The following is a 25,350-nucleotide window of genomic DNA, read 5'->3' as shown; positions in this document are numbered from 1 at the left end:
GGTGAACCCCGAGGTCATCGCGCCGCGCGTCGATTCGCGCCAAGCCAAACTCGCAGGCCGCGCCGCCGAGCAGATCATCGCCGACGTGATCGAACTGGGCTGGCCGGTCGGCCAGGTGCTCGGTTCCGAGAGCGAGCTGCTGGCCCGCTACGGAGTCAGCCGCGCGGTGCTTCGCGAAGCGATCCGCCTCGTCGAGCATCAGCGGGTGGCGCGGATGCGCCGCGGCACCGGCGGCGGCCTGGTCATCGACGAACCCGATGTCGACGCGGTGATCGGCCCGGCGGTGATCTATCTGCTGCGGGTCGAGGCCACGCTCGACGAAATCTTCGACACCAGGATCGTGCTCGAGGAACTGGTCGCCGAGGTCGCCTCACAGCGGGTCGGCGAGGCCGGGATCGCCGCGATCCGCGAGACCCTGGACCGCGAATCGGCGGGCACCATCTCCAACTTCCGGCTGCTGCACATCCAGCTCGCCGAGCTGACCGCCAACCCGATCCTGGAGCTGTTCGTAGAGACCTTCACCCGCGTCGCGAACTTCCATTTCAACGACGCGGCCGCACTGCCGGAGTCGTTCGACCGGGAGGTCGGCCGCGCCCACGACAGCATCGCCAAGGCGATCATGACCAACAACGCCGGGCTGGCACGCGAACGCATGCGACGGCACCTGCGCGCCGAGGCGGATTTCATCTCCCGGCAGCCCGCAACCGTCCAGCATCTCGATCCCGCGGTCGCCCTGGCGGGCACCCTGGGCGACAAACGTGGCGAAGCCCTTGCGCGCCAGATCTTCACCGAGATCGTGAAGTCCGGTGCCGAGCCCGGCAGTTTCGTCGGCTCAGAGGCGACGCTGATGTCGAAGCACCGGGCCAGCCGCGCCGTCGTCCGGGAGGCCACCCGCATCCTGGAGTACCACCAGATCGCGGTAACCCGCCGCGGACCGGGCGGCGGACTGTTCGTCACCGAACCGGACATTTCGGCGCTGGTCGACATCATCGTGATCTACCTGCGCCGTCGTGGTGTCACCCCTGCTCACCTCGGTGAGCTGCGGACCGGGCTGGAGCTCGCGGTCGTCGAACGCGCCGCGGCCCGGTTGCGGGCGGGCGAGCACGACGCCGGCGCCGTCGAACATGCGCTGCGGGCCGAGACCGAGGAGGGCATGGCGCTGGCCTTCGGGCACGGCAACGACTTCCACTCCGTGCTGGCGGGCCTGACCGGCAACCGGGCTCTGCAGCTCGTGCACAGTGTCACGATGCGCGTCGGCTGGCAGTTCTTCACCGAGGTCGCCGCCGACGACCCGCAGGTCGCGGCATTCTCCGAGGGGTTGGCCGCCAAGGTCGGTCCCGCGCACGAAGGGATCGCCGACGCGCTGCTCGCGGGGGACACCGAGCTCGCGGTGATGCGGATGCGGGCGCACATGGCGGCAACCGGCCCCTGACTGGTGGCCTTTTGCGCACCGTTGATTGAGGATACTGTTCTATCTCATTCGACGACGTGCAGGAGAGCAGATGCAGCATCCGTGGGACCGCCGCCTCGGGGTGTGGTGGATCGCCGACGACCATCCCGACGCGCCGGCGATCGTGACCTCGCCCGACGGACGCACCCTCACGTTCGGCGAGCTGGCCGCCGCTGCCCACCGAGTCGCGAATGCGTTGCGCAGCCACGGCTTACAGGACGGCGACGTGGTGGCCTACGCACTGCCCAACGGTGTCGACACGGTGATCTGGCAGCTGGCCACCACCGAGATCGGGCTGCGCCATCTGACACTGAACACCGCGCTGTCGGCCGACGAGTTCGCAGTGATCCTCGACCACTCCGGGGCCGTGGCGCTGGTCAGCCACGCCGATTATCTGGACCGGTTTCCGTCGCCGCCGCCCGGGGCCGGGCTGCGGATCGCCGTCGGGCAGTGCGCATCACTGCCGCCGGGCTTCGTCCCCGAAGACGAGTTCCTCGCGGGGTCTGCGTCGACACCACCGGAGCGCCGCAGCCAGGGCGACGCGATCCGGTATTCGTCGGGCACCACCGGCAAACCGAAGGGCATCGTCCGTCCGCTCGACGGCCGCGACCCGTCGGTGGCCGCCAACGCCCTCGCGATCTTCGGGCGTGCCTTCGACTTTCGCCCATTCGACGGTGCCCACCTGGTCTCGACCGGGATGCATCACGCCGGCTGCCAGACGTTCTACCTCGGTGCGCTGCACGTCGGGCAGCCGCTGGCGATCCTCGGCAAGTTCGACGCCGAGCAGACGCTGGCCGCCATCGAAAACCACGGCGTGTCGACGGCCTACATGGTGCCGACGCAGTTCGTGCGCATGCTGAAACTGCCCGCGGCCGTGCGGGAGCGCTACGACGTGTCCACCCTGCACTCGGTGGTGCACTCGGCAGCGCCGTGCCCGATGCAAGTCAAGAAGGAGATGCTGGCGTGGTGGGGCCCGGTGATCTGGGAGACCTACGGCGGCACCGAGGGCGCGGCCACCATCGCCAAACCGCATCGCTGGCTGGAGAAGCCGGGCACGGTGGGCCGCCCGGTCCGCGGGGTGCGGGTCGCGGTCCTCGACGACGACGGCGCGGAGGTACCCGCGGGCACGGTCGGCAACGTCTACATCGAGCGCACCGACGGGCAGCGGTTCGAGTACCGCGACGACGCCGAGCTCACCGCGTCGGTACACCGCGGCGCCGCGTTCACCATCGGCGACGTCGGCTATCTCGACGAGGACGGTTACCTGTTCATCTGCGACCGCGCCAAGGACATGATCATCAGCGGTGGGGTCAACATCTACCCCGCCGAGGTCGAGGGGGTGCTCTCGAGCCACCCGGCGATCGCCGACGCGGCCGTCATCGGCATCCCCGACCCCGAGTGGGGTGAGCAGGTCAAGGCGGTGGTCGAGCTCGTCGGCGGGGTGGCGCCGTCGGACGGGCTGGCCGACGAGATCATCGCGTTCTGCCGCGAGCGACTGGCCGGGTTCAAGTGCCCCCGCTCGGTGGACTTCGATGCCGCCCTCCCCCGCACCGAGACCGGCAAGCTGCTCAAACGCGATATCCGCCAGTCCTATTGGACGGAGGCCGGCCGCAACGTGTGAGGGGCGCCGTCACCGTCAGCGCGGTGCCATCCGCAGCGCGCCTCCCGGCAATCGGCGTAACTATCAGCTAAATAAGTATCCTTTACGTTAGGATCGCGTCATGGCACGCCCGGTCACCGACGAAACGGTGAACGACGACCAGACGGTCACCGCGGACACCCCGTTCACGCCGCGCGACGACTGCTTCCACCCCGGCCCCGCCGACGACCCGTACTGGACCGAGACCACCTGGTGGTCGTTCAACATCCCCGAACGCGGAATCGGCTGCTGGTTGCACGGGGCCTTCCACACCAACCGCGGCACGGCGACGTGGCGGGTGTACGTGTGGGATCCCCGCGGCGCACGGCCCGGCGAGCTTCGCTATCACCGGATGGAAACCGAGGTGCCGTTCGATGCGAGCAGCGCGGACCTGCGTGACATCACCGCCCCCGGCGGCGGGTTCAGCGTCCGGATGCTCACGCCGCTACGGGACTACCGGATCGAATACGCCGACGCCGACGCCGATTTCGCGATCGAATTGGGCTTCCACGGCGTGCACGACCCGCGCCGCTACACCCCCGGTGAACCGCCGTTCATGGAGCACACCCATCTCGACCAGCTGGGCCATGTGACCGGAACCCTGACCCTGGCCGGGGAACGCATCGCGATCGACTGCTACTCGATCCGCGACCGGTCGTGGGCGCCGCGCGGCGCGCCGCGCCCCGCGGGTACCCGCCCCCCGAAAGCCGCCGACACACCCCGGGTGCTGCATCCCGGCGGACCCAGGTGGCGTCAGATCGAACGTGAGCGCGGCCGGGGGCGCATCCAGTACATCTTCGGCCACGCGGACGCCGACACCGGATTCCTGGCCTTCGCCCGGGTGGCCGACGGCGACGCCGACGGCTGGTCGCCGCTGAACCACGGCTGGCTGCTGCGCGACGGGCGATTCGAGCGCCTCGACAAATCCGCCAGCGTGATGAAGAACTTCCGTGACCCCGCCACGGGCTGGAGCGCGCAGATGGACGTTCACCTTACGGACCTGACCGGACGGACGATGACCGCCGAGGGCTACTCGGTCAGCCACATCAGCGAACACGACGGCGGCAGCACGGCGTTGATGCGGTGGGAGTTCGCCGACCGCATCGGCTGGGGTGAGGACCAGGACATCTGGCACCCCGGACATTTCGCCCGGATGCGCGACGCCCTACAGGCACTGCGGTGAGTCACGACGGATCAGGAGGCACTGTGCCCGGACCATTCGACGGAGTTCGCGTCATCGAGGTCGCCTCATGGACGTTCGTGCCGGGCGCGGGTGCGATCATGGCCGACCTGGGCGCCGATGTCATCAAGGTCGAGCCTCCCACCGGCGACCCGCAGCGGGCGCTGCGCAACGCACTCAACGCCGACGACACCGCACCCAATCCGTTCCTGCACGTACCGAACCGCGGCAAGCGCAGCGTCACACTGGATCTGCAATCCCCTGACGGGGTCGCGACCCTGATGCGGCTCGTCACCTCCGCCGATGTGTTCCTGACCAGTTACCTGCCGAAGGTGCGGAGCAAACTCGGCATCGACGTCGAGGACGTGCGCGCGCACAACCCGTCGGTGATCTACGTCCGCGGCACCGGCTGGGGCAGCGCGGGTGCGATGACCGACGTGGGCGGCTTCGACTCCGCGGCCGCGTGGTCGGCGGCGGGCATCCAGCACAAGCTGACCCCGCCGGGCGCCGTCGCGCCGACCGCGCAGCCGGCCGCATTCTTCGACCTGCAGGGCTCCAGCGCCATCGCCGGCGCGGTCGGGATGGCGCTGTTCCGCCGTGAACGCACCGGCGAGGGCAGCGTCGTCGACGTGTCCCTGCTCAACACCGGCATGTGGGTGATGGGTCCCGATCTGGCCGCGACCGCGGCGGGCAGCGGTGAACTGCCGCGCATGGAGCGCTCGGATGCACCGAACCCGATCGTCAACACCTATCGCACCTCCGACGACCGCTGGCTGAATCTCGTGTGCCTGCAGGCGGATCGGTTCTGGGCCGAGCTGTGTGAGCTGATCGGGCGCCCCGAGCTCGCCGAGGACGCCCGCTTCGCTGATTCGCTGTCCCGCTACGTCAACCGGGAGGCCTGCATCGCCGAGCTCGACGCGGCGTTCGGATCCCGGCCGCTCGACGACTGGCGCCGGGTGCTGTCCGGCTTCTCCGGGGTGTGGTCGGCCGCCGCGACGTTCGGCGAGGTGCTCGCCAGCGAGCAGGCCGCCGACAACGGCTATCTGCCGACCGTCACCGGCGCGGACGGCCGCGACTTCCGGCTGGTGGCACCGCCGTACCAGTTCGACGGCGCGCCAGGAGTGCCCGCCGGACCGGCACCGGAGCTCGGCCAGCACACCGAGGAGGTGCTGGCCGAGAGCGGCCTCAGTTGGGACAGGATCAGCGAATTGCGCGACGGCGGCGCCTTGGGATGACCTCCGCCTCAGACGAACAGGTCGATCACCGACTCGGTGCCGAGCCGCCCCCACAGCATGCTGCGGCCGGCCCAGTCCATGTGCGCCTCCCACAGTTCGCGCGCCTCGACGGCTTTACCGTCCTCGACCAGCGCGGTGAACTTGGTGAAGGCCCGAAGGGTGCGCTTGAACTGTTTGACGATGCCGTCGGGGTCGGTGGACGACGCCACCGCGCGGGCCATGTGCCGGGTCACCACTTCGCGCAGCACGGCGCCGACCAGCGCGACGGTGTTGTTTCCGCCGCGCTCCAGGATCAGGTCGTGGAACCGGAACACCGCGGCCGACCATGCGTCGAAGTCGGCGTTCTCGGCGCCGGAGTTCACCAGCTCGGCCAGTTCCGCCAGCGCGGCTTTCAGGGCGGCGATGTCGTCGGCGGTCGCGCGACGCGTCAGCATCTCGGCCGCCGCGGGCTCGAACACTTTGCGGGCCTCGTACACGTCGGCGAGCGTGGTGCCCGACATCTGCAGCAACAGACCGAAACTGCGTGCGGCGACCGAGGTTTCGGGAGACGACACCAGCACACCGCCGCGCGACCCGCGGCGCACCACGATCAGCGATTCGCTCTCCAGAATCCGGAACGCCTCACGCAGCGTGGGGCGCGACACCCCGAACTGCTTGACGAGCTCCTGCTCGGTGGGCAGCGCATCGCCCTTCTTGAGCACCCCGCGAACGATCTTCGCGCGCAGTTGGTCGGCGATCAGCTCGGCGGTCTTGGGCGCCCGTACCAGCTTGCCGGCATTGCCGGGGCGCTTGATCGCGTCCATCTGACCACCTGTCGTCGTCCCGCGGGCCGCGCCCGACGGCGCAAAAGACCTCACTCATCTTACTCATTGACAGAGCACAGGAGGATTCGATGACGTCGACACCGCTGGCAACGCGTGGCCTGTACATCGACGGCGCATGGACCGAAGGGCAGGGCACGACCGCCGTCCCGGTGCTCAACCCGGCCACCGAGGACGTCATCGCCGAGGTGCCCGAGGCCACCCCGGCCGACGTCGACGCGGCGGTGGCGGCGGCTCGGCGGGCGTTCGACGACGGACCGTGGCCGACGATGAAACCCGCTGAGCGGGCGAAGATCCTGGGTGCGATGGCCGAGAAGTTGACCCGCAGGCGGGCCGAACTGGTCGAGCTCAACATCGCCGAAGCAGGCTCGACCCGGATGCTGGCCGACTTCCTGCAGGTGGGCACCCCGATCGACCATTTCGTCGACATGGTGGAGCGGGTGCTGCCGCAGTTCCCGTTCCAGGCGCCGGTGCCGCCGGTCATCGGCCACGGGATCGGGCAGGGCATCGTGACCCGCGAGCCGTACGGGGTGGCCGCGCTGATCACCGCGTTCAATTTCCCGTTCCTGCTCAACCTCGCGAAGCTCGCGCCTGCGCTGGCCGCGGGCTGCACGGTGGTGCTGAAATCCTCGCCGTACACCCCGCTGGAGGCGCTGGTCCTCGGCGAGGTCGCCGAGGCGGCGGGACTACCTCCGGGCACGTTGAACATCGTCACCGGGGACGTCGCGGCCGGCGAGCGGCTCACCCGCCACCCCGGGGTGGACCTCGTCAGTTTCACCGGCTCGGACGCGGTCGGGCGCAAGGTGTACGCCCAGGGCGCGGAATCGATGAAGAAGGTGGTGCTCGAGCTCGGCGGTAAATCGGCCAACATCATCCTCGACGACGCGAACCTGGACGCGGTGCTGGAAAGCGTTCTGGCCGGGATCATCACGCACGCCGGTCAGGGTTGCGCACTGCTGACGCGCATCCTGGTGCACGAGTCCCTGCACGACGATCTCGTCGCCCGCATCGTCGGCACTCTCGGCTTCATCAGCGTCGGCGATCCGTCCGATCCCGCCACGATGATGGGTCCGCTGATCCGTGACGTGCAGCGCCGGCGGGTGGAGTCGTTGATCGCCTCGGGTGTCGAGGACGGCGCGCAGATCGCGTTCGGCGGGAAACGGCCGGCCCACCTCGACCGCGGCTTCTTCCTGGAGCCGACGCTGTTCGTCGGCGTCGACAACTCGATGCGCATCGCGCAGGAGGAGTTCTTCGGGCCGGTCGGTGTGGTCATCCCGTTCCGCGACGACGACGACGCGGTCCGGATCGCCAACGACAGCCGCTACGGTCTCGGCGGCGGCGTCTGGTCGGCCGATCCGCAGCGCGCGGCGACCGTGGCGCACCGGCTGCGCACCGGGATGGTGGTCATCAACGGCGGCGGCGGCGGGTTGAACCCTGCCGCCCCGTTCGGCGGTTACAAGAACAGCGGTATCGGCCGGGAGTTCGGCGAGTACGGCCTCTCGGAATACCTGCAGCACAAGGCATTGCAGTGGCCCGTGAAATAGCGCGCCTGGGCGCCGGCGTCGCGGCGGTGCTGGTCTCGGTGGCCGGCGCCGCGAACGCGCACGCCGATCCGCTGCCGGTGCGCCCGCCGGGCGCGCCGCAGTACATCGACCATGTGGTGTGGGAACAGCACGGCGAGCGCTCCACGCTGCGGATCTACCCGACCCCGTGGGGCTGGTCGGCGTCCGGGGTGTTCACCAACGGCGCGCAGAGTTACGACGCCTGGGCCGAGTTGCTCCAGCACGCGCCGGAGGCGAACACGCTGAGCATGCAGAAGCAGTTCCTCTGCTACTGGCAGCTGTCCACGTTCACCAACCCGGGCAAGGTCGGAACCTGGAACCTGGAGCCGTGGCGCACCGTGGTGCCGAACACCTTGATGCTCAACGCCGGCTGCAACCCCGGCGGCGCGGAGGACGTCGCCATCGGTACCTGAGATTCAGTCGGCGATCGGCAGGAACACCGGAGCGATCAGTTCCCGCACAGCCGCCCACGGCACGGTGACCGATCGCCGTTCGCGGCCGAATTGACCTTCAGGGAACTGCAATTCGATGCCCTCGGCGGTCGGTATCCAGTATTTGAAGTTGACCCCGATCGGTGCCATCGCGTGGCTGTACTCGACCCATCCGCCGACCGGCGGGTTCGGGTAGGCCGCGGGCAGCAGCTGTTTGGTCACCTCGGACAGCCGCGCCAGCCCCGCGTTGCGGTCGACGAACAGGTTGTCCCACACGATCTGGATTCCGCTGCGCGAGTCGAAGACCCGGGTTGCGACGGTGTCGTAGGGCATGTTGGGCAGGTTCACCGCGTCGTACTGCCCGACGAACAACGCCGAGATCGTGATGCGCCGGAACAGTAATCGGCCCTGGGTCCTGAACGTCCACGGGGAGCTCTTGCTGGCGCTGGCGGCATGCAACCACACCTGTCCGTTCGCCTCGTCGTCGAGGATCCGGTTCACGGCGTCGGCCACGTGCGGATCTCCACCGGCGAGCTTCTCGTAGTCGACGACCCACTCCCCCAGCGCCCCGTGCGGGCTCACGCCGCTGACGCGGGCAGGCACGACCGTGTACTCGACACCGTTGGTCGTGGTCGGCGCGGCCTGCGCGGCGGGCACGGCCCACCCGAACAGCACCAGCGCGAGCACCGCCGCCGCCACCGTATTCCGGCGCTTCTCAGAGCATGTCGACGTCACTGGCCAGCCACCTCCCGTCGATCTTCTGCATCGTGATGACGATGCGGTTGCGGTCGAGCCGCGGTTGCGGGTTCGACGCGTTGGTGACCGACTGATCGACGAACAGCATCACCTCGACCGTGTCCGCGGTGGCAGACCTGATGCCCGCCGCGATCACCGTGCCGTCGGCGTGCGCGTTGTTGTCGACCAGCGCCTGCCGCAGATGGGAACTCGACTGGCTGTACATGTCCTTGAACTCACCGGTCGCGCCGTCGAGCACGGCGGCGAAGTTCAGATCCAGGGTGGCCGCGTCGACCCGGGTCAGGATCACCGCGTACTGCTGCGCCGCGGCCATCGCCTGCCGCTCGGCGTCGGCCACCGCCCGCTGGCCGCGCACCTCCCACCCCAGCACCCCGGCCGTGGTCACGGCGGCGATCGCCACCGCGCTCAGCGCCACGACGAGCCACGGCCGGCCACGCCTGCGGTCCACCTCGTCCAGCTCGGTCATCGCGTCACCCCTTTCGGATCACGGTCCGCTCGGCGGCGGCGGCAACGGCAGTACGGGTCCGGCGTAGGGCCGCGGAATCGTATACGGACCAATGGGTGTCCGGTCCGCACGCTGTAGCGGGTTCACACCGGGCGGCGGGCCCGCGGTGTCGTCTCCGGGCGGTCTGGGCGCGTTGCGGGCCCCGCGCACCAGATACTTCGGGTCCGGGTTGGGACAGTAGGTGTACAGGTACGGTTCCGGGAAGTCTGCGACAGTCGGCGGCGCGTGGGGCAGGTTGTAGTCGCACGAATACCGTTGGTAGAGGCTGACCGCGCCCCACACACCGCCGTCGCGGAAGGTCGCGCCCACCGCGTCCAGCGCCGAGCCGCGGCCGGTGTGCGGGAAGAAGAATTCCTGTAGCGCGGGCATCCGCTCGTAGCCCACCTGGGAGACGGTGGTCAGATTGCCCAGCAGCGCCACCATGGTCTCGGAGTTGTCGGCGATGAGGTTGTCGATACCCGCCATCGCGTCGGGACCCCGGTCCAGCATCGTGCGGTAGCCACCGTCCATCCGCCGGACCCCGGTCAGCACCGTCGACAGGTTGTCCGACGTGGCCGCCAGTCCCGGACTGACGTCGCGCACCGTCGACAGCACGAAGCTGCTGTTGTTGAGCAGCCGCACCGTCTGCGGCAGCACCGCGTCCAGCGTCGACACCAGGAACGCGCCGCCGTCGAGGATCGCCGCGAGCTTCTGCGCGCCCTGCGGACCGACCTTGAGTTCGTCGAGCACCGCGGCCAGTTCGGCCGGGTCGACCTGGCTCAGTGTGCCGTCCAGGTTTCCGAGCAGCCGGGCCAGCGTGACCGGTGTCTGCGTTCTGCCGCTGGCGATTTCGTCGCCGTCGGCGGGATACGGTCCGGCCGCGGTGCCGGACCGGAAGTCCAGGTACTGCTCACCGGCCGGGGACAGCGCCGACACGCGCGCGGTACTGTCGGCCGGAACCTCGGCACCGGGGTGCAGTTCCGCGACCGCGGTGGTGCCGCTGTCGGTGAGCTCGACGGAGCGCACCCGTCCGATCGGCACCCCGCGCAGTGTGACGTCCTGGCCGGTGAGCAGCCCGCCGGTCTCGGCGAGGTGCACGCGGACCACGCTGCCGGACCGGGTCGGGTCCACCCGCAGGGTGCCGAAGATCAGGTAGCCCACCCCGAGGACGAGCATCAACGCCAGCGCGCACGCCGACAGTCCGAGCCGGTGTCTGCGCAGCGCGTGCACGGCGTCGAGGAGGGGGCGGGCGAGCGCGTGTGCCGCGGAGGTCATCATCTGCCGCCCGGGATGTTCGACGGCGCAGGCGCAGGCGCGGGGGTCAGCGCATCGGGCCTGGGCCCGACCAGATCCGGTGGGGGCACCATCCCCGGCGGCGGTGTCGGAGCGCCCCAGAACTTGTCTCGCACCTTCATCATCACGTAACTGATGCTGCCGACCATGTTGCGGAAGTCCTCGCGGGTCGGAGCATGACTGCCGGGGTCGGCCGGATGGTACGGGTCGGCGAACGCGCCGACGGCGAGATCGGCGAGGTCGATGTTGACATGCGAGGCGGTCGCGTTGGTCAGCTTCAACATCGGCCCGAAGATCGTGTTGAAGTTGGCCAGCGACGCGCCGGGCGCGTTCGCGGCGGCATCGAGGGCCGCCGACAGCCGGTTGAGGTCGGCCATCATGCTGCGCGACTGCTCACCCCGGACCGACGGGAACTTGGCCAGCTGCAGGGTGATCCGGTTGATCTGGGCGACGAGGTCGACGATGCGGTCGGTGTTGTCGGCGAGCGTGCCCAGCGCCGGATTGGCGGCCGCGACGGCGTCGTCGATCGACTGTTGCCGCGCGGCCATGGTCGCGGCAAGTTCGTCGGTCTGGGTCAGCGCCTGCCTGACCGCGGTCGAACGCGCCGACAGATCCCGGATCAACCGGGTGGACTCGTCGACGAAGTGGTCGAGGTCCTCCCCCTTGCCGTCGAGCGCCCTGCCCATTCCGTTCACGACCTTGGTCAGGTTGCGGATGGCTCCGCCGTTGACCAGCAGCGCCGCCGTCGACAGCAGTTCCTCGACGGTGGTCGCGGATGCGGTGACATCCAGGGGTATCGCGTCACCGGGTTTCATCACCGCGCCGGCGGGCGCCGCGGGAGGGACCAGCGAGACGAAGACATCGCCCAGTGGGGTGGCCGATCGCAACTCGGCCTTCGTACCCGCCGGGATCGCCACCGCCGCATCGATGGCAAGTGTGACGACGGCGGTGTAGTTCTCGGCGGTCATCGACGCGACCTCGCCGACATCGGCTCCCGAGAGCCGCACCTTGGCCTTGGCCGGTAGGTTCAGCGCGTTGGCGAACGTGGCGCTGATCGGATAGGTCTGCCGGCCGACCGACGGTGCGGGCAGCGGAATCCGCTCCAGCCCGACCGAGCATCCGGTCGCCAGCCAGCCGACACACACTGTGGTGGCGGCGATTCCGGCCCTCCGTGACCTGCACATCGGCGCACTCATGGGCCCAACCCCGCCAATCCCTCGAGCATGCTGGTGAGTCCGAAATCGGGTCCGAAGTCCTGGACGGTGCCGGTGGTGCAGCCAAGCTGGCGCATGCCGAGCAGATTGCACAGTTCCTTGGTCATCTGCCCGTCCATCTCGACCTTGTCGAGGGTGGGGTGCGCACGGATCGCATCCTTGTCGTGGTCGATCATGTTGTAGACGTTGTCCATCAGCAGCGGCATCAGGTTGAACACCTCTGCCATCTCGCGGCGGTAGTCGGCGACGGCCTTCGTCACGGTCTCGGTGTTCCCGGCGAACGATGTGAGCGTGTCGCGGTTCTTGTCGAGCAGATCGGTGGTCTCGGTGAGGATCTCGTTGAGTTGCGCACCGGTGCTGCCGCTGCCGAGCCGCTCGGTGGCGAGCACCGCGCTGAGCTGACGCAGCGCGGCGCCGAATTGCCGTATCGTCTCGTCGTTCTCGGCGGCCGCGGCGGTGAGCCGGTCCAGGTTGGTCACGATCGCGGTGATCGCGTCACCGGTGGGCTTCCCGCGGGCCTGGCTCATCTTCAGCGCGGTGGACAATTCCCCGAGCGCGGACCGGATCTCGGGCCCGTTACCGCCGGTCGTCGCCGCGCTGACCGCCAGCAGGTCGGCGACCGGTCCGCCGCCCCTGCCGTCGCCCTGCAGTTCCACCGCGAGTGTGTCGATCATCGCCAGCACCCGGTCGAATTCGACCGGGGTGCGGGTGCGTGCCAAGCCGAGGTGGTCGTTGTCCTCCAGCGTGGGTCCGCCGGTGTAGGGCGGGGTGAACTCGACGTGCCGGTCGGTCAGGATCGACGTCGACACCGTCACGGCCTGCGCGTCGGCGGGGATCTTCACCCCCGCCTCGACCGTCATCGTGACCTCGACGTACGCCCCGTTGGGAACGATCTTCTCGACCCGGCCGACAGGCATGCCCAGCACCGACACCGCGTTGCCCTCGTAAAGTCCGTTGGCGTTGTCGAACTGGGCGGTGATGGTCATGTGGTCGGCCGAGCCGCCGATCGGAGCGCCGGAACAGCCGCAGGCGCCGACCGCCATCGCGAGCACGGCGAGGGCTTTCACGGCACGGACGCTCATCGGCAGTCCTCGAAGTACGTGGGCAGGTTGAACTGCTCGGCGCGGCCGCTGATCGCGCACATGTAGCTGTCGATCATCGTCCCGCCCGACGAGGTGAAGTCGAACTCGTTGCCGTTTCCGGTGGCATTGGTGAAGTTGCGCAACGGCACCGGCATCATCTGCAGCGTGCTGCGCAGCACCGCGTCGTTGTCCCCGACCGCCGCCAGCATCCGGTCCAGGTTGGCCAGCAGGTCGTCGATCTGCGTGCGATCGTCGACGAGGATCGGGCGCAGCTGGTTGACCAGCGCGGTGGTGGCGTCGATCATCCGCACGATCAGCTGCCGGCGCGCGGCGAGTTCGCCGAGTACGTCGTGCCCCCGGGTGATCAGCAGGCCCAGGCTGCTCTGCTGGCGGCCCAGCAGCTGGGTGACTTTCTGGCTGCTGGTGAGCATGTCGGAGATCTGGTCGCGCCGTGCGGCGATCACCGCCGAGACGTCCTCGATGTTGCCCAGCGCGCGCGGCAGGATCTCCGGCGCACCGCGCAGCTGCTCCGCCATGGTGGTCATGGACTGGGCGATCTTGCGGGCGTCCACCGCCTCGAAGGTGGTGGTGGCGTCCTGCAGAGCGGTCTGCAGGTCATACGGGACCTCGGTGTGCGCCAACGGGATCCGGTGTCCGTCCAGCTCACCACCGCCTGCGGGCTGCACGTCGACATACCGCGCCCCCAGCAGTGTGGTGAGTTTGATGGCGGCCCTGGTGTCCGCCCCGAGCCGCACCCCGTTGTCGATGTCCATCGTCACCACGACGTGGTCACCTTCGAGCCGCATCGCCCGGACGGCACCCACCCGCACCCCGGCGACGGTGACCTGATCCCCCGGCGTCAGGCCGGCCGCCTGGAGGAAATCGGCACGGTAGGTGGCGCGCCCGACACCCAGTTTTCCGAGGCCGAGCGCCCCGCCCAGAACGGCGGCGATCACCAGCACCGTCAGCACTCCGAGGCGCAGTTTGCCGTGCGGTTCTGCCGGATTGACCGCCCTGACCAGTCTGTCCATCGCCGACCTCACCGGCATTTCGGGCTGTTGCGGGGCACCCCGCCGGGGGTGCCGTTGGACAGGATCGCGTAGAGCAGGCTGTCGATCCGGGGGAACTGGGTCACGGTGATGTTGCAGGCGTAGATGTCGAGGTAGGACCCGCTCTGGCTCATCCGGGACAGCCCTTTGAGTGCGAGCGGCATGTTGAATCCCAGGTACGCGAACCCCTGCTTGTTCTCGACGAAATGCCTGGCGAATCCCGGTTCGCGGCGCATCCACTCGTCGAGGTCGGGCTGCACGTCGGTGACAACGTCGGCCAGGCGTTCACCCACGATGGACACCTGATCCATCGAGTCGATGAATTCTGCTCGGCGCGCGGCGAATCCGTCGAAGATCGCGGTCGACGACGCGATGGTCGCCTCGAGGTCGTGGTCGCGTTCGGCGAGCGAGTCCAGCACCGAGTTCAGGTTGGTCAGTACCCCGTCGAGGATCCGGTCGGTGCCGGAGTAGGACTCCACCAGCCGGGTGGTCTCCGAGATCAACGTGGTGACCGCCCCTGCGTCGCCCTGCATGGCCCTGACCACCGCGGTGGTCAGGTTGTCGACCTGATGCGGGTCCAGCAGTGCGAACAGCGGTTCGAAACCGTTGAGCAGGCTGGAGATGTCGAACGACGGCTCGGTGCGCTCGACGGGGATGACCGCACCGGGGGACAGCACGGACGGGTCACCGAAGTCGGCGAGCGAAAGGCCGAGATATCGCTGGCCGATGATGTTCTGGTAGACGATCGAGGCCTTGGTGTCGCCGTAGAGAAGCTGTCCGGCGTCCACCCGGAAGCCGACGGTGGCCTGTGTACCGTCGGCGCCGCCCAGCCCGATGGCATCGACCCGGCCCACCCGCACCCCGGCCATCCGGACCTCGTCGCCGACCTTGAGTCCCGTGATGTCGGTGAATATCGCACTGTACGAGTTGGTCTCACCGTGCACGTTGCGTTGCAGGGTGACGAAAACCGTCCAGATCAGCGCGAGGCATACCGTGACGAACACGCACAGCACGGCCAGCGACCGGCGGTAACTCATCATGGGCGCTGCCCCGCTTCCGCCGGAAGCAGCGGCCCGGAGGCCGGGTCGGGGACGACCTCAACGGTGTTACCGCGCGCGACCGGACCGAGGAGCAGCTCGGACGCGGCATTGGTGCCGGGCCCGAGGATCTCGGCCAGTTGCGCGCGTTCCTGCGGGCTTCCGACCGAACCCACGTTGCCGCCGGCCATCTGCGGGGCGACCGGGAAGTTGCGCGGGTGCAGCGGCTGCGGCAGCGCAGGCGGGTCGGCCGAGATCGGCGCGGTCTGGCAGCTCGGCCCTTCCAGGTTGCCGTAGCGGGGGCAGTCGGCCCGGGTGTACATCCGGTTCGGGGTGAAGACCAGCATGAACTTGCCTGTGGCGATGTTTCGCTGCTCGTCCCACACGTGGTCGAAGAAGCGGTCGGTGACGGTGTTGAGCCGGGTCACGATGGACGCGAAGTCCTTTCCGCCGTCGGCGATCACACCCAGCACCGGTGACATCTGCGTGGTGATGACGATCAGCCGGTCGGTGTTGTTCTCGAACGCGGTCCCCATTTCCGATGTCGTGGTGAGACCCGCGGACAGGAAGTCCGCCAGCTGCGACCGGGTCTCGGCGAGAGTGCGCATCGGCACGACGGCGTGGTGCACGGCGTCGAGCAGGTCAGGCGCCGCGGTCTGCAATCCGTCCAGAGCGTCGGACAGCGTGCGCAGCGCCGGTTCCTCGCCGCGGTCCATGTCACCGCCGGCCATGTACTTGTTGAGCTCGTCGACGATGCGTTTGGCGCCGCCGCCGGCGGCGGACAGTTCGTCTCCGCGCCCCTCGGTGGCTTCGGCGACGGTGGCCAGGATGCCGATGCTGTCGGCCGATCCCGGTTTGCCCGCCGCGCCGAGGATGTCGCGCAGCTTGGTCAGGGCGGTCTGGAACTGCACGGTGGCCAGGCTCTCGTCCTGGGCGATACGGGCTCCGGGTCGCAGTGCGGGTGCCGGACCGTTGTCGACGAGTTGGATCGACGACACCGCGAACACGTTGCTCGGCACCACCCGCGCGGTGACGGTCGCGGGAATCCGTTGGGCGAAACGCGGTTCGATGGTGAGTTCGATGGTATGAGGTTCGGCGCCCACCGCCGGGGTGACCTCGGCGACGGTGCCGACGAGCGCACCCCGGAACTTGACGTCCGAACCCTTCGGCAGGCCGTCACCGACATTGCTCAGCAGCGCGACGACCTCCACGCTGCGGGAGAACGCCCCCTCGGACTTCGCGATCGCGATCCCGGCGGCCAGCACTGCCACGGCCAGCACCACGGCGCCGCGCAGCAGCAGGCGCCCGTCGGAGACGGCGCGGGTGGCGGATTCGAACGGCTGCATCTCAGCCACCGAGCCTTGCGCCGGAACCGATTCCCCACAGCCCGATCGTCAGGAACAGGTTGGCGATGATCATCACCGAGATGCTGGCGCGCATCGCCCGGCCTGCGGCCACGCCGACTCCCTGCGGGCCGCCGCTCGCGAAATACCCGTAGTAGCACTGGATCGTCGAGGTGATGATCACGAACACCACCGCTTTGACCACCGAGTACGCGATGTCCGACCCGCTCAGGACAAGCCGGAAGTAGTGCTCGAACGATCCCGCCGACAAACCACCGGCGAACGTGACGATCGTCTGCACGGCGACGTAGTTGACCACCAGACACAACACGTAGAGCGGGACGATCGCGACCACCGAGGCCAGCAACCGCGTCGTGACCAGATACGGAAGCGGCCGGATGGCAAGCGATTCCATCGCGTCGATCTCCTCGGAGATACGCATGGACCCCAGCTGCGCGGTGAACCGGCATCCGGCCTGGGCGGCGAACGCCAGCGCCGCCATGATCGGCGCGAGCTCGCGGGTGGACACCGTCGACGACAGCAGCCCGGCCGCCGGTTCCATGCCGAGCAGGTGCAGGGCCTGGTATCCCTCGATACCGACAATCGCCCCAGCGGTGGCACCGAGCAGGATGATCACCCATGCCGTGCCGCCGCCGACGACAACGGATCCGTTGCCCCAGGTGACGTCCGACAGGATGGTCAGGAAGGCCTTGCGGTAGCGGGTCAGGGTCACCGGGATCCCGGCGACCGCCCTGGTGAAGAATGTCGCCATGTGTCCCAGGCGGATTCCGACGCCGGCCGCCGAGCGGCCGGCCACCACGACCGGGCGGACCCCACGCGGATAGTACGGCGCGGCCATCTACAGTGCCGCCTTCGGAAACAGCAGCACATACATCTGGGTGAACACCACGTTGGTGATCATCAGCAGCACGATGGACGCGACGACGGTGGCGTTCACGGAGTTGGCCACCCCGGCCGGGCCGCCTTGGGTGGTCAGACCTTTGTCGCAGGCCACGATCACCACGATCGCCGCGAAGACGACAGCTTTGATCAGCGTCAGCACCAGGTCGCCGACGGTCGCGAACGACGCGAAGGTGCTGACGAAGCTGCCCGGTGCGCCGTCCTGGGCGAACGTGTTGAACAGATAGCCGGCCAGGAATCCGATGAAGCACACCAGCCCGGTCAGCGAGACACCGACGACGACGGCGGCGGCCAGCCGCGGCACCACCAGCCGCCGGATCGCCGAGATGCCCATCACCTCAAGGGCGTCCACCTCATCGCGGATGGTGCGCGAACCGAGGTCTGCGCAGATCGCCGACCCGACCGCCGAGGCCATCAGCAGCGCGGCCACCAGCGGCGCGCCCTGCCGGATCACGGCCATACCGCTGGCCGCCCCGGCCAGTGATGTCGCGCCGACCTGACCGGCGAGCAGCGCGAACTGGATCTGCAGCGTGACCCCGATCGGGATCGCCACGCACATCGTCGGCAGCATGGCCGTCGAGGCCATGAACGCGGCCTGCTGAACGAACTCGCGGAACGGGAAGCGCCCCGCGGCGATGTCGACGATCAGGTAGCGCAACGCACGCAGTCCCAGCAGGCATTGGCTTCCCACGGTTTCCAGCGCGGCGCGGGGGTGGCGGTCGACGTAGCCGCGCGTCCACTGCGTGATCTCACCGACCGGTGAGATCACCGACTCGTGCCGCTGTGTCGCTTCGTGCCGCGTCATCGTCGAACTTCCCGCTCGGACCCGAACTGTTACTGCCAGCTGGGGCGTTCGGCGGGCGGCTGTACCGGTATCGCGCCGAAGCGGCGCCGGAACACCTCACCCGTCTGCTGTTCCCGCCCGTACCGCTCCACGCTCGTCCGCAGCACCTCGATCCGCTGCTCGCACGCCTCGATGCGGGCGGTGTCGTCGTCGCGGCGCGCCTGTGCGAGCACCTCCTGCTCCTCGGCGAGGCGTTCGGAGAGCCGGGCCGCGACTTCGCCGAAGGTCAGCAGGTCGTAGTCGTCGGTGTCCGGGCGTTCGGTCATCTGTCCGCGCCGAAGTGGAGCAATTCGCGGGCGTTGAGTTCGACGATGCGGTGCGCGTCGTGGTCGTCGACCTCGCGCAGGTTTTCGGCGATGCGTTTGCGGCTGTTGGGCCAGTTCGAGTCCGAGTGCGGATAGTCGACCTCGATCAGGATGTTCTCGACACCGATCACGTCCCGCGACCCGACACCGTGCACATCGTCGATGAAGCAGCCCCAGATGTGCTTGCGGAACAGGTCGGACGGGCGGTCTGTGCGGCTGATGTTCTGGTACCAGCGGTGCCGCTCCCACGTGTAGTCCAACCGTTCCAGGATGTACGGAATCCAGCCGATCCCACCCTCGGAGAGCATGAACTTGATGTTCGGATGGCGCTGCAGCATCCCGGAGAACACGAGGTCGGCGGTGGTCCACATCAGGTTCGTCGAGAACGTCGCGATCGCGACCGCGAACGGCGCCATATCGGCCGGGTTCGGGTTGGCGAACGAGAAGCCCGGGACGTAGCCGCCCGCGCCGAAGTGCAGACAGATCGGCATGTCGGCGCGTTCCACCGCGTCCCAGAGCACCTCCCAGTGACTGGGGTGGTGAAAGGACGGCAGCCCCAACGGAACCGGGCTGTCCGGGAAGGACACCGCGCGGGTGCCGAGCCGTGCGAGCCGATCCACCTCGTCGGCCGCCAGCTGCGGATCCCAGGTCGGCAGAATCCCGAGCGGGATCAACCGGTCCGGCGCCGCGGCGCACCACTCGTCGACCTGGAAGTCGTTCCACGCGCGCACGCACGCGAGCGCGAGGTCCCTGTCCTTGGCCCGCTGGAAGACCCCGCCACCGAACCCGGGGAACGACGGGAAGGACAGCGCGGCGTGCACGCCGTCGATGTCCATGTCCTTGACCCGCTCGACCGGGTCGTAGCAACCCGGGATCATCTGGTCGTAGCGCACGGGTTCCATCCCGTACTCCGACGGCGGCTTGCCTGCCACCGCGTTCAGCCCGATCTGCGGGTAGAGCTGACCTTCGTACCGCCAGACGTGGTGCCCCTCAGCGGTTTCGATGATCTGGGGGCCGTCGTCACGCATCCGTTCGGGCAACCTGTCCTGCCACACCCTGGGATGCTCGATGACGTGGTCGTCCACCGAGATGATCTTCATCCAGTCCTGTAACGGCACTGCATCCTCCGTCTGTCGGATCTCGTGGGGTTCGGGTCGGGTCAGCCGCGGGGAAGGCCGAGTGCGCGTTCGGCGATCATGTTGCGCAGTACCTCGTTGGTGCCGCCGGCGATCGTGAACGCGCGCGCATACAGGAACCCGTCCTGCCACCAGCCGTCGTCGGCGACCTCGGGATCGCCTTCGACGCGGATGCCGTCCTGGCCCTGTAAGCCGAACCCGAACTCGTGCAGACCGAGATTCACCTCGCTGAACATGATCTTCGAGGCCGGGGCGTCGGCGACGTCACCGGTGCCGTGCAGGAGGCGGCTCTCCCCGAATGCCGAGACCAGCGCGTTGACATGGACTTCGGTGGCCAGGCGGCCGATCGTCTGGCGGATGTCGTCGCAGTCGATGGCGGGTACCCCGTCGCGGTCGGTGTCGCCGGCGAGCCTGACCAGGCGGTCCAGCGCGGCGAACAGCGACGCGCCGCCGCCGGCGCCCGCCCGTTCCTGCGCCAGGCTCGCGGTCGTCACCGCCCAGCCCTGGTTCACCTCACCGATCACCCGCTCGGCCGGGATGCGCACCCCGTCGAAGAAGACCTCGTTGAAGTCGGACGTGCCGGTGATCTCGCGCAACGGGCGCACGGTGACACCCGGGGTGGTCATGTCGAGGGCGAACGCGGTGATGCCCGCGTGCTTGGGCGCCTCGGAATCGGTGCGCGCCAGCAGATATCCCCAGTCGGCATGCTGGCCGTTGGTCGTCCACACCTTCTGACCGTCGACGACGAACTCGTCGCCGTCCTGCCGCGCGCGGGTCCGTAGGTTCGCCAGGTCGCTACCGGCGTCGGGTTCGCTGAACAACTGGCACCAGATGTGCTCACCGGACCGGATCCGCGGCAGGAAGTACTCCTTCTGCGCGGCGGTCCCGGACGAGATGATCGCCGCCGCGGCGAGCAGCCCACCACCGACCGGACCCGGCGCGCCGGCCCGCACGAGTTCGGTGAGCACCACCGATTCGTGCAGTGGGTGCGGCTCTGCCAGTCCGCCGAACTCCACCGGCCAATTCACTCCCAGCAACTGTTCAGCGAACAACAGGCCGGTCCATTTCCGCAGCGCGGGAATGTCCTCGGCTTCGGGTGCGCGGACGCCGGTGCGCGCCTGCCGGGGCGGCGCATGGCGGGCTGCGAGGTCGCGAACACGCTGCCGCAGTTCATCGAGTCCCGCGTCCTGCCTGAGTTGCAAAGCACCCTCCGCTTCCGATCCGCCACGCGTGATTTAGCTTAATCAGTATCCTGTATCTTTGGGAAGGTTTTCGAGTATCTCCCTCAAGCGATCCCCTTCAGCTAAGGAGCAGGCCGTGGACTTCACACTCACCGTCGAACAACGGGGCCTGGTCGACTCCACCCGGTCGCTGCTGACGCGGCGGGCGTCGGTCGAGCACGCACGCCGGCTCATCGACAGCACCGAAGGTTTCGATGCCGACTTGTGGAAGGACGGAACGGATCTGGGCTGGCCCGCACTCGGGATCCCCGAGCGCGACGGCGGACTGGGCCAGCAGGTCGTCGACCTCGCGCTGGTCTGCGCCGAACTCGGGCACGGCCTGGCAGCCACCCCGTTCATCCCGGTCTCGGTCGCCGCCGATGCGCTGGCCACCTCCACGGCGGAGAACAAATCCAAACTGCTGCAGCTGATCTCGGAAGGATCGCTGATCGTCGGCTGGGCTTTCACCGAGTTCGGCCGGCCCTGGGGCACCCTCGGCATCAGCACGGCGGCGGTACCCCAGGGTGGCGGCTACCGGCTCTCGGGTACCAAGGTCAACGTCCAGGACGCCGACGCGGCCCAGTTTCTCGTCGTCGACGCGCTGCTCGACGGCGCGCCCGCACGCTTCCTCGTGCCCACCGACGCCCGCGGCGTGGAGGTCGTGCGCCAGCAGACGCTGGACCTCACCCGCAGTTACTGCGACGTCCGACTCGACGACGTCCTCGTCGACGGGTCCGCGCTGTGTGCGGCCGGGGCCGACGCGGCCGCGGCGATCACCCGGTCGATGCACCTGCACACCGTGCTGGTGTGCGCCGAGCTGGTCGGCGTCGGGCAGCGCCTACTCGCGATGACCGTCGACTACGTCAAGGAGAGGGTCCAGTTCGGCCGACCGGTCGGCAGCTTCCAGGCCGTGAAGCACAAATGCGCGGACATGCGGATCTGGTTACAGGGCAGCACTGCCGCCACGTACCACGCCGCGATGGTGCTCGACGCCGCCCCCGAGAACGCCGGCCCCGAGAGCGCCGCGGACGTCGAGCGGGCGGTCAGCGTCGCGAAGGCGTACACCTCGGATGCCGCGGGCCGGATCGCAGGCGAGGCACTGCAGCTGCACGGCGGCATCGGCTTCACCTGGGAGCACAATCTGCACCTGTACCTACGGCGGGCGCGCTGCGGCGCGCTGCTGTCCGGCGACGCCCGCTTCCACCGGGAGACGCTGTGTCGTCTGCTGGAGTCCGCGTCGGTCTGACCGCGCGCTCTACTTGGGCGCGTTGAGTTCGTCCAGGGCGAGTTCCGCGCCGCGGTTCAGCGGTACCGGCGCGGTCTCGCGGGCATGCTCGAGGCTGATGCCCTTGGCGGCGCTGACCACGTTGGCGAGCTCGGGCTGCTTCTCGAACAGCGTCTTGGTCAGCACGCAGGCGAGGTTCGCGTCGAGGTCGTCACGGACCAGCAGCACGTTGGGTACGACGATGGTCGGCACGGCGGACGGCAGCCCGTAGGCCTCGGCCGGGATGAGGCCCTGTTCGTAGGCGATGCTGATCTCGGCCAGCGGACCGAGCTGCGGCGTCACGTCGATGAACCTGACGTTGTCCCGCTCGGAGGTGAACAGATCGGTGATTCCGGGCGTCGGCAGCCCGCCGGACCAGAACATCGCGTCGATGGCGCCGTCCTTCATCCCGTCGACGGTCTTGGTCAGGTCGAGACGCTGTGCGGCGACGTCGGTTCGGGGATTCAAACCGGCGGCCTCCAGCAAGCGGTTGGCGATCACCTCGGTACCGGAGCCGGGCGAGCCGGTCGACACCCGCTTGCCCCGCATGTCGCCGACGGAGGTGATCCCGCTGTCGGCGCGCACGACGACCTGCGTGTAGTTCGGGTAGATCCGGGACAGCGCCTGGATCGGTTGCTCGGCACCGTCGAAGCTGCCCTTCCCGTCGACCGCGTCGGCGGCGGTGTCGGCGAGGGAGAACGCGACCTGATAGCTGCCTGCGACGAGCTGCTGGATGTTCTGCACCGAAGCGCCCGTCTCGGCGGCGGTGGCCTTGAGCTTTCCGCCGGTGGCGGCCGAAAGCTGTTCGGCGAAGGCGTTTCCGAGCGAGAAATACACGCCCGTCGAATTCCCGGTCGCGATACTGACCCGGGTGTCGGAACCGATCTCGCAGGTGATCTCGCCGCCGGAGTCCGCGGCAGGCGCATCCTGGCGTCCGCCGCATCCCGATATCGCGGCCGCGGCGAGCATCAGCGTCGCGAACGTCGTCACCGTGCGCTTCATGTCCGTCTCCTCGTGTTGGTGATGAAGGTGAGCGCGACTGCGCCGAGCAGGCACGCCGATCCCGCCGCGATGGAGACGGGATGAAGGAACAACAACAGCAGCGCCGCGATCGCGCTGAGAATCCGCGCCGGGCGCCGCATCGGCCCGGCGCCGAGCGCCCACCCGCCCGCGGCGAACGACAACGCGACGATGCCGAGGCAGGCGACCGCGAACACCCACGCGACGCCCACCACCGGGCCGCGGCCCAGCAGGTACTCCCCTGGGTCGGTCAGCACGAACGCGATGGGCACCAGGAAGGCGGGCGCGGCGTAGCGCAGCGCCTGCCACATCGTCGGGATGGCCCGGCCACCGGTGACCGCGGATGCGCCGACGGCCGCCAGCGCGGTCGGCGGAGTCACCTCGGACAGCACCGAGTAGTAGAAGACGAACATCGCCGCCGCGGGGGCGGGAACGCCGAGCGCGAGCAGCGCGGGCCCGATGATGACCCAGCCGATGACGAACGACGCGGTGACCGGGATCGCCAGGCCCAGCAGCGCCAGCGCGATCGCGGCGAAGACCGCCGTCAGCGCCAGCATCACGGTGCGGTTGTCGGTGACCGCGTCCACGCCACCCACCAGTACGGACGAGAACTGGGCGCCCAGACCGGTTTTGGTGGTCGTCGCGGTGATCACCCCCGCCGCCGCACACACCGCGACGACGGGCAGCACCCCGCGCACACCGGCGCTCAACGCGTCGTAGAGCCGGCGCGGCGTGAGCCGGTGCCGCCGGTCGGCGAAGGACAGCACGAACGCCAGCGCGGTCGCGTAGACCACCGCCCTGGTCGCCGACATGCCGACGGCCAGGAACACCACGATCGCGATCAGCGACGAGAAGTGATAGCCGAAGCGGCCCAGCAGTTTCCACGGCGAGACGGTGTCGAGGTTCGCGGCCGTCATCCCGAACCGGCGGGCATCGATCTCCACGGCCAGCAGGATGCCCAGGTAGTACAGGACGGTCGGGATCATCGCCCAGCCCAGCACCATCAGGTAGGACACCTCGAGGTATTCGGCGACGATGAATGCGGCCGCCCCGAGGGTCGGCGGTGACAGCAGCGCGCCGACGCCCGCGGCGGCGAGCACCCCGCCCGCACGTTCGGGGGTGTAGCCCGCCCGCCGCATGATGGGCCATGTCACCGCGCCCACGGTGACCGCGGTGGCCGTCCCGGATCCCGACACGGTGCCGAGCAGGAACCCCGACGCGACCGCGGTGCGGCCCGCCGCGCTTCGTGAGCGACGGAACGCGGCGACCGACAGGTCGACGAAAAACCGGGCACCGCCGGAGAGGTCGAGGACCGCGCCGTAGATGGTGAACAGCACGATGTAGGTGGCCGCGACGTCCAGCGGCGTGCCGAAGAAGCCGCTGCCCGAGTTGTACAGCGCATCGATGATCTGGTCGAAGTCCAGCCCGGCATGCCCGATCGCCCAGCCCTGGGGCAGCAGGCCCCCGTAGTAGCCGTAGGCCAGAAACGCCGCGCACACCACCGGCAGCGCCCACCCGGTGGTGCGCCGGCACGCCTCGATGATGAGCACCAGCAGCAGCGCACCCATCACCACGTCGAGTGGGGCGAGCATGCCCTGGCGGTCCAGGAACGCGTTGTATCCGCCGCCGGCCTCGCCGACGCGCAGCGGAAGCACCGGGTACAGGCACACCATGAGCGTGACCACCGCGAGCACCCAGTCCAGGACAGCGGGCCGGTCCGGGTGGTCCAGCCGGCCCCAACCCGACCGGTAGACCAGGTAGACCAGCGGCAGCGTGCCGGCCAGGAACACGATCAGGTAGTACTGGCTGCCCTGGGACAGCGGCCGGAACACCTGCCAGATGGTCAGGACCGCGACGGCGAACGCGACTCCGGTGACCAGATTCCGGGTGAAGCCGGTCAGCTCGCGGCCCGGCTTCTCCTGGTCGTCCGCCTGTGGAAGTGCCGGGGATACGGCCGAGACCTCAGCCGTCGACGGTGATGCGGGCGCGGCGACCGCCGACGGGGCACCGCCCGGCTCGTCCGATGGGCTCCGGTCCATAGAAAGACCCACGTTAGGCGGCGCG

At 69.0% G+C, this 25,350-nt stretch carries 23 protein-coding genes; 7 read left to right on the top strand and 16 right to left on the bottom strand.

What is annotated here, in order from left to right:
• Nucleotide 1: 1 nt before the first annotated feature.
• The 4 genes from BST38_RS00800 (at nucleotide 2) to BST38_RS00785 (ending at nucleotide 5,504) form a co-directional block, all read left to right on the top strand.
• Nucleotides 2-1,432, top strand: coding sequence for a FadR/GntR family transcriptional regulator (locus tag BST38_RS00800; protein WP_083141327.1), 1,431 nt, complete (start codon nucleotides 2-4; stop codon nucleotides 1,430-1,432).
• A 70-nt stretch (nucleotides 1,433-1,502) separates the two neighbouring features.
• Nucleotides 1,503-3,071, top strand: coding sequence for an AMP-binding protein (locus BST38_RS00795; protein ID WP_083141326.1), 1,569 nt, complete (start codon nucleotides 1,503-1,505; stop codon nucleotides 3,069-3,071).
• Nucleotides 3,072-3,171: 100 nt separating this feature from the next.
• A complete protein-coding gene (locus tag BST38_RS00790; RefSeq protein ID WP_083141325.1) occupies nucleotides 3,172-4,272 on the top strand; it encodes a DUF7064 domain-containing protein in 1,101 nt (366 codons plus the stop codon).
• A gap of 23 nt (nucleotides 4,273-4,295) precedes the next feature.
• On the top strand, nucleotides 4,296-5,504 hold the full coding sequence (locus tag BST38_RS00785) for a CaiB/BaiF CoA transferase family protein (RefSeq protein ID WP_083141324.1): 1,209 nt from the start codon (nucleotides 4,296-4,298) through the stop codon (nucleotides 5,502-5,504).
• Between the two features lie 8 nt (nucleotides 5,505-5,512).
• Here the strand turns inward: BST38_RS00785 and BST38_RS00780 are convergent, their stop codons facing one another.
• Nucleotides 5,513-6,307, bottom strand: a complete 795-nt coding sequence (locus tag BST38_RS00780) for a FadR/GntR family transcriptional regulator (RefSeq protein WP_083141323.1) — start codon at nucleotides 6,305-6,307, stop codon at nucleotides 5,513-5,515.
• A gap of 89 nt (nucleotides 6,308-6,396) precedes the next feature.
• Between BST38_RS00780 and BST38_RS00775 the strand changes: the two genes are divergently transcribed.
• Nucleotides 6,397-7,869, top strand: coding sequence for an aldehyde dehydrogenase family protein (locus BST38_RS00775; RefSeq protein ID WP_083141322.1), 1,473 nt, complete (start codon nucleotides 6,397-6,399; stop codon nucleotides 7,867-7,869).
• On the top strand, nucleotides 7,854-8,300 hold the full coding sequence (locus BST38_RS00770) for a DUF2599 domain-containing protein (RefSeq protein WP_083141321.1): 447 nt from the start codon (nucleotides 7,854-7,856) through the stop codon (nucleotides 8,298-8,300). The genes BST38_RS00775 and BST38_RS00770 overlap by 16 nt, the downstream gene beginning before the upstream one ends.
• 3 nt (nucleotides 8,301-8,303) lie before the next feature.
• Here the strand turns inward: BST38_RS00770 and BST38_RS00765 are convergent, their stop codons facing one another.
• The 13 genes from BST38_RS00765 to BST38_RS00705 are packed head-to-tail and all read right to left on the bottom strand — an operon-like array spanning nucleotide 8,304 to nucleotide 20,984.
• Entirely contained in the window at nucleotides 8,304-9,053 is a 750-nt protein-coding gene (locus BST38_RS00765) for a DUF3298 domain-containing protein (RefSeq protein WP_237160623.1), read from the bottom strand.
• Nucleotides 9,034-9,540: an Rv1363c family protein gene (locus tag BST38_RS00760; RefSeq protein ID WP_083141320.1), complete on the bottom strand. Its 507-nt coding sequence runs from the start codon at nucleotides 9,538-9,540 to the stop codon at nucleotides 9,034-9,036. Before BST38_RS00760 ends, BST38_RS00765 begins: the two co-directional genes overlap by 20 nt.
• 18 nt (nucleotides 9,541-9,558) lie before the next feature.
• Nucleotides 9,559-10,836 (bottom strand): MlaD family protein, encoded by a 1,278-nt coding sequence (locus BST38_RS00755; protein ID WP_083141319.1) that lies wholly within the window; start codon nucleotides 10,834-10,836, stop codon nucleotides 9,559-9,561.
• The gene (locus BST38_RS00750) at nucleotides 10,833-12,047 is read right to left on the bottom strand and encodes an MCE family protein (RefSeq protein ID WP_083141318.1); all 1,215 of its coding nucleotides are present in this window, start codon (nucleotides 12,045-12,047) and stop codon (nucleotides 10,833-10,835) included. Before BST38_RS00750 ends, BST38_RS00755 begins: the two co-directional genes overlap by 4 nt.
• Nucleotides 12,044-13,147 carry an MCE family protein gene (locus BST38_RS00745; RefSeq protein WP_083141317.1) on the bottom strand — a complete coding sequence of 368 codons (1,104 nt, stop codon included), beginning with the start codon at nucleotides 13,145-13,147 and terminating at the stop codon, nucleotides 12,044-12,046. Before BST38_RS00745 ends, BST38_RS00750 begins: the two co-directional genes overlap by 4 nt.
• Nucleotides 13,144-14,178, bottom strand: a complete 1,035-nt coding sequence (locus BST38_RS00740; protein WP_083141657.1) for an MCE family protein — start codon at nucleotides 14,176-14,178, stop codon at nucleotides 13,144-13,146. Before BST38_RS00740 ends, BST38_RS00745 begins: the two co-directional genes overlap by 4 nt.
• An 8-nt stretch (nucleotides 14,179-14,186) precedes the next feature.
• Nucleotides 14,187-15,236, bottom strand: a complete 1,050-nt coding sequence (locus BST38_RS00735; RefSeq protein ID WP_336385735.1) for an MlaD family protein — start codon at nucleotides 15,234-15,236, stop codon at nucleotides 14,187-14,189.
• Nucleotides 15,233-16,579, bottom strand: coding sequence for an MlaD family protein (locus BST38_RS00730; protein WP_083141315.1), 1,347 nt, complete (start codon nucleotides 16,577-16,579; stop codon nucleotides 15,233-15,235). The genes BST38_RS00735 and BST38_RS00730 overlap by 4 nt, the downstream gene beginning before the upstream one ends.
• A gap of 1 nt (nucleotide 16,580) precedes the next feature.
• Nucleotides 16,581-17,435: an ABC transporter permease gene (locus tag BST38_RS00725; RefSeq protein ID WP_083141314.1), complete on the bottom strand. Its 855-nt coding sequence runs from the start codon at nucleotides 17,433-17,435 to the stop codon at nucleotides 16,581-16,583.
• Nucleotides 17,436-18,302 (bottom strand): MlaE family ABC transporter permease, encoded by an 867-nt coding sequence (locus tag BST38_RS00720; protein WP_083141313.1) that lies wholly within the window; start codon nucleotides 18,300-18,302, stop codon nucleotides 17,436-17,438. It abuts the gene before it with no gap.
• A 29-nt stretch (nucleotides 18,303-18,331) separates the two neighbouring features.
• Nucleotides 18,332-18,607 carry a hypothetical protein gene (locus BST38_RS00715; protein WP_083141312.1) on the bottom strand — a complete coding sequence of 92 codons (276 nt, stop codon included), beginning with the start codon at nucleotides 18,605-18,607 and terminating at the stop codon, nucleotides 18,332-18,334.
• The gene (locus BST38_RS00710; protein ID WP_083141311.1) at nucleotides 18,604-19,764 is read right to left on the bottom strand and encodes an amidohydrolase family protein; all 1,161 of its coding nucleotides are present in this window, start codon (nucleotides 19,762-19,764) and stop codon (nucleotides 18,604-18,606) included. Before BST38_RS00710 ends, BST38_RS00715 begins: the two co-directional genes overlap by 4 nt.
• A 41-nt stretch (nucleotides 19,765-19,805) precedes the next feature.
• Entirely contained in the window at nucleotides 19,806-20,984 is a 1,179-nt protein-coding gene (locus tag BST38_RS00705) for an acyl-CoA dehydrogenase family protein (protein WP_083141310.1), read from the bottom strand.
• 115 nt (nucleotides 20,985-21,099) lie between these two features.
• Here BST38_RS00705 and BST38_RS00700 point away from each other — a divergent pair, with 115 nt between their 5' ends.
• Complete coding sequence (locus BST38_RS00700) at nucleotides 21,100-22,248, top strand: acyl-CoA dehydrogenase family protein (RefSeq protein WP_083141309.1); 1,149 nt, start codon at nucleotides 21,100-21,102, stop codon at nucleotides 22,246-22,248.
• Nucleotides 22,249-22,257: 9 nt separating this feature from the next.
• Here the strand turns inward: BST38_RS00700 and BST38_RS00695 are convergent, their stop codons facing one another.
• On the bottom strand, nucleotides 22,258-23,268 hold the full coding sequence (locus BST38_RS00695) for a TAXI family TRAP transporter solute-binding subunit (protein ID WP_083141308.1): 1,011 nt from the start codon (nucleotides 23,266-23,268) through the stop codon (nucleotides 22,258-22,260).
• Nucleotides 23,265-25,325, bottom strand: a complete 2,061-nt coding sequence (locus tag BST38_RS00690) for a TRAP transporter permease (RefSeq protein ID WP_083141307.1) — start codon at nucleotides 25,323-25,325, stop codon at nucleotides 23,265-23,267. Before BST38_RS00690 ends, BST38_RS00695 begins: the two co-directional genes overlap by 4 nt.
• Nucleotides 25,326-25,350 lie beyond the last annotated feature (25 nt).

It is taken from the genome of Mycolicibacterium parafortuitum (assembly GCF_002086815.1).
Classification (GTDB): domain Bacteria; phylum Actinomycetota; class Actinomycetes; order Mycobacteriales; family Mycobacteriaceae; genus Mycobacterium; species Mycobacterium parafortuitum.
This window is presented reverse-complemented; position numbering and strand designations above follow the sequence as displayed.

Excerpts from the sequence above, each read along its gene's own strand:
- BST38_RS00795 (WP_083141326.1), top strand. The coding sequence starts at position 1,503 with ATGCAGCATCCGTGGGACCGCCGCCTCGGGGTGTGGTGGATCGCCGAC.
- BST38_RS00790 (WP_083141325.1), top strand. The coding sequence starts at position 3,172 with ATGGCACGCCCGGTCACCGACGAAACGGTGAACGACGACCAGACGGTC.
- BST38_RS00780 (WP_083141323.1), bottom strand. The coding sequence starts at position 6,307 with ATGGACGCGATCAAGCGCCCCGGCAATGCCGGCAAGCTGGTACGGGCG.
- BST38_RS00775 (WP_083141322.1), top strand. The coding sequence starts at position 6,397 with ATGACGTCGACACCGCTGGCAACGCGTGGCCTGTACATCGACGGCGCA.
- BST38_RS00760 (WP_083141320.1), bottom strand. The coding sequence starts at position 9,540 with ATGACCGAGCTGGACGAGGTGGACCGCAGGCGTGGCCGGCCGTGGCTC.
- BST38_RS00755 (WP_083141319.1), bottom strand. The coding sequence starts at position 10,836 with ATGATGACCTCCGCGGCACACGCGCTCGCCCGCCCCCTCCTCGACGCC.
- BST38_RS00750 (WP_083141318.1), bottom strand. The coding sequence starts at position 12,047 with ATGAGTGCGCCGATGTGCAGGTCACGGAGGGCCGGAATCGCCGCCACC.
- BST38_RS00745 (WP_083141317.1), bottom strand. The coding sequence starts at position 13,147 with ATGAGCGTCCGTGCCGTGAAAGCCCTCGCCGTGCTCGCGATGGCGGTC.
- BST38_RS00740 (WP_083141657.1), bottom strand. The coding sequence starts at position 14,178 with ATGGACAGACTGGTCAGGGCGGTCAATCCGGCAGAACCGCACGGCAAA.
- BST38_RS00735 (WP_336385735.1), bottom strand. The coding sequence starts at position 15,236 with ATGATGAGTTACCGCCGGTCGCTGGCCGTGCTGTGCGTGTTCGTCACG.
- BST38_RS00730 (WP_083141315.1), bottom strand. The coding sequence starts at position 16,579 with ATGCAGCCGTTCGAATCCGCCACCCGCGCCGTCTCCGACGGGCGCCTG.
- BST38_RS00725 (WP_083141314.1), bottom strand. The coding sequence starts at position 17,435 with ATGGCCGCGCCGTACTATCCGCGTGGGGTCCGCCCGGTCGTGGTGGCC.
- BST38_RS00720 (WP_083141313.1), bottom strand. The coding sequence starts at position 18,302 with ATGACGCGGCACGAAGCGACACAGCGGCACGAGTCGGTGATCTCACCG.
- BST38_RS00715 (WP_083141312.1), bottom strand. The coding sequence starts at position 18,607 with ATGACCGAACGCCCGGACACCGACGACTACGACCTGCTGACCTTCGGC.
- BST38_RS00695 (WP_083141308.1), bottom strand. The coding sequence starts at position 23,268 with ATGAAGCGCACGGTGACGACGTTCGCGACGCTGATGCTCGCCGCGGCC.
- BST38_RS00690 (WP_083141307.1), bottom strand. The coding sequence starts at position 25,325 with ATGGACCGGAGCCCATCGGACGAGCCGGGCGGTGCCCCGTCGGCGGTC.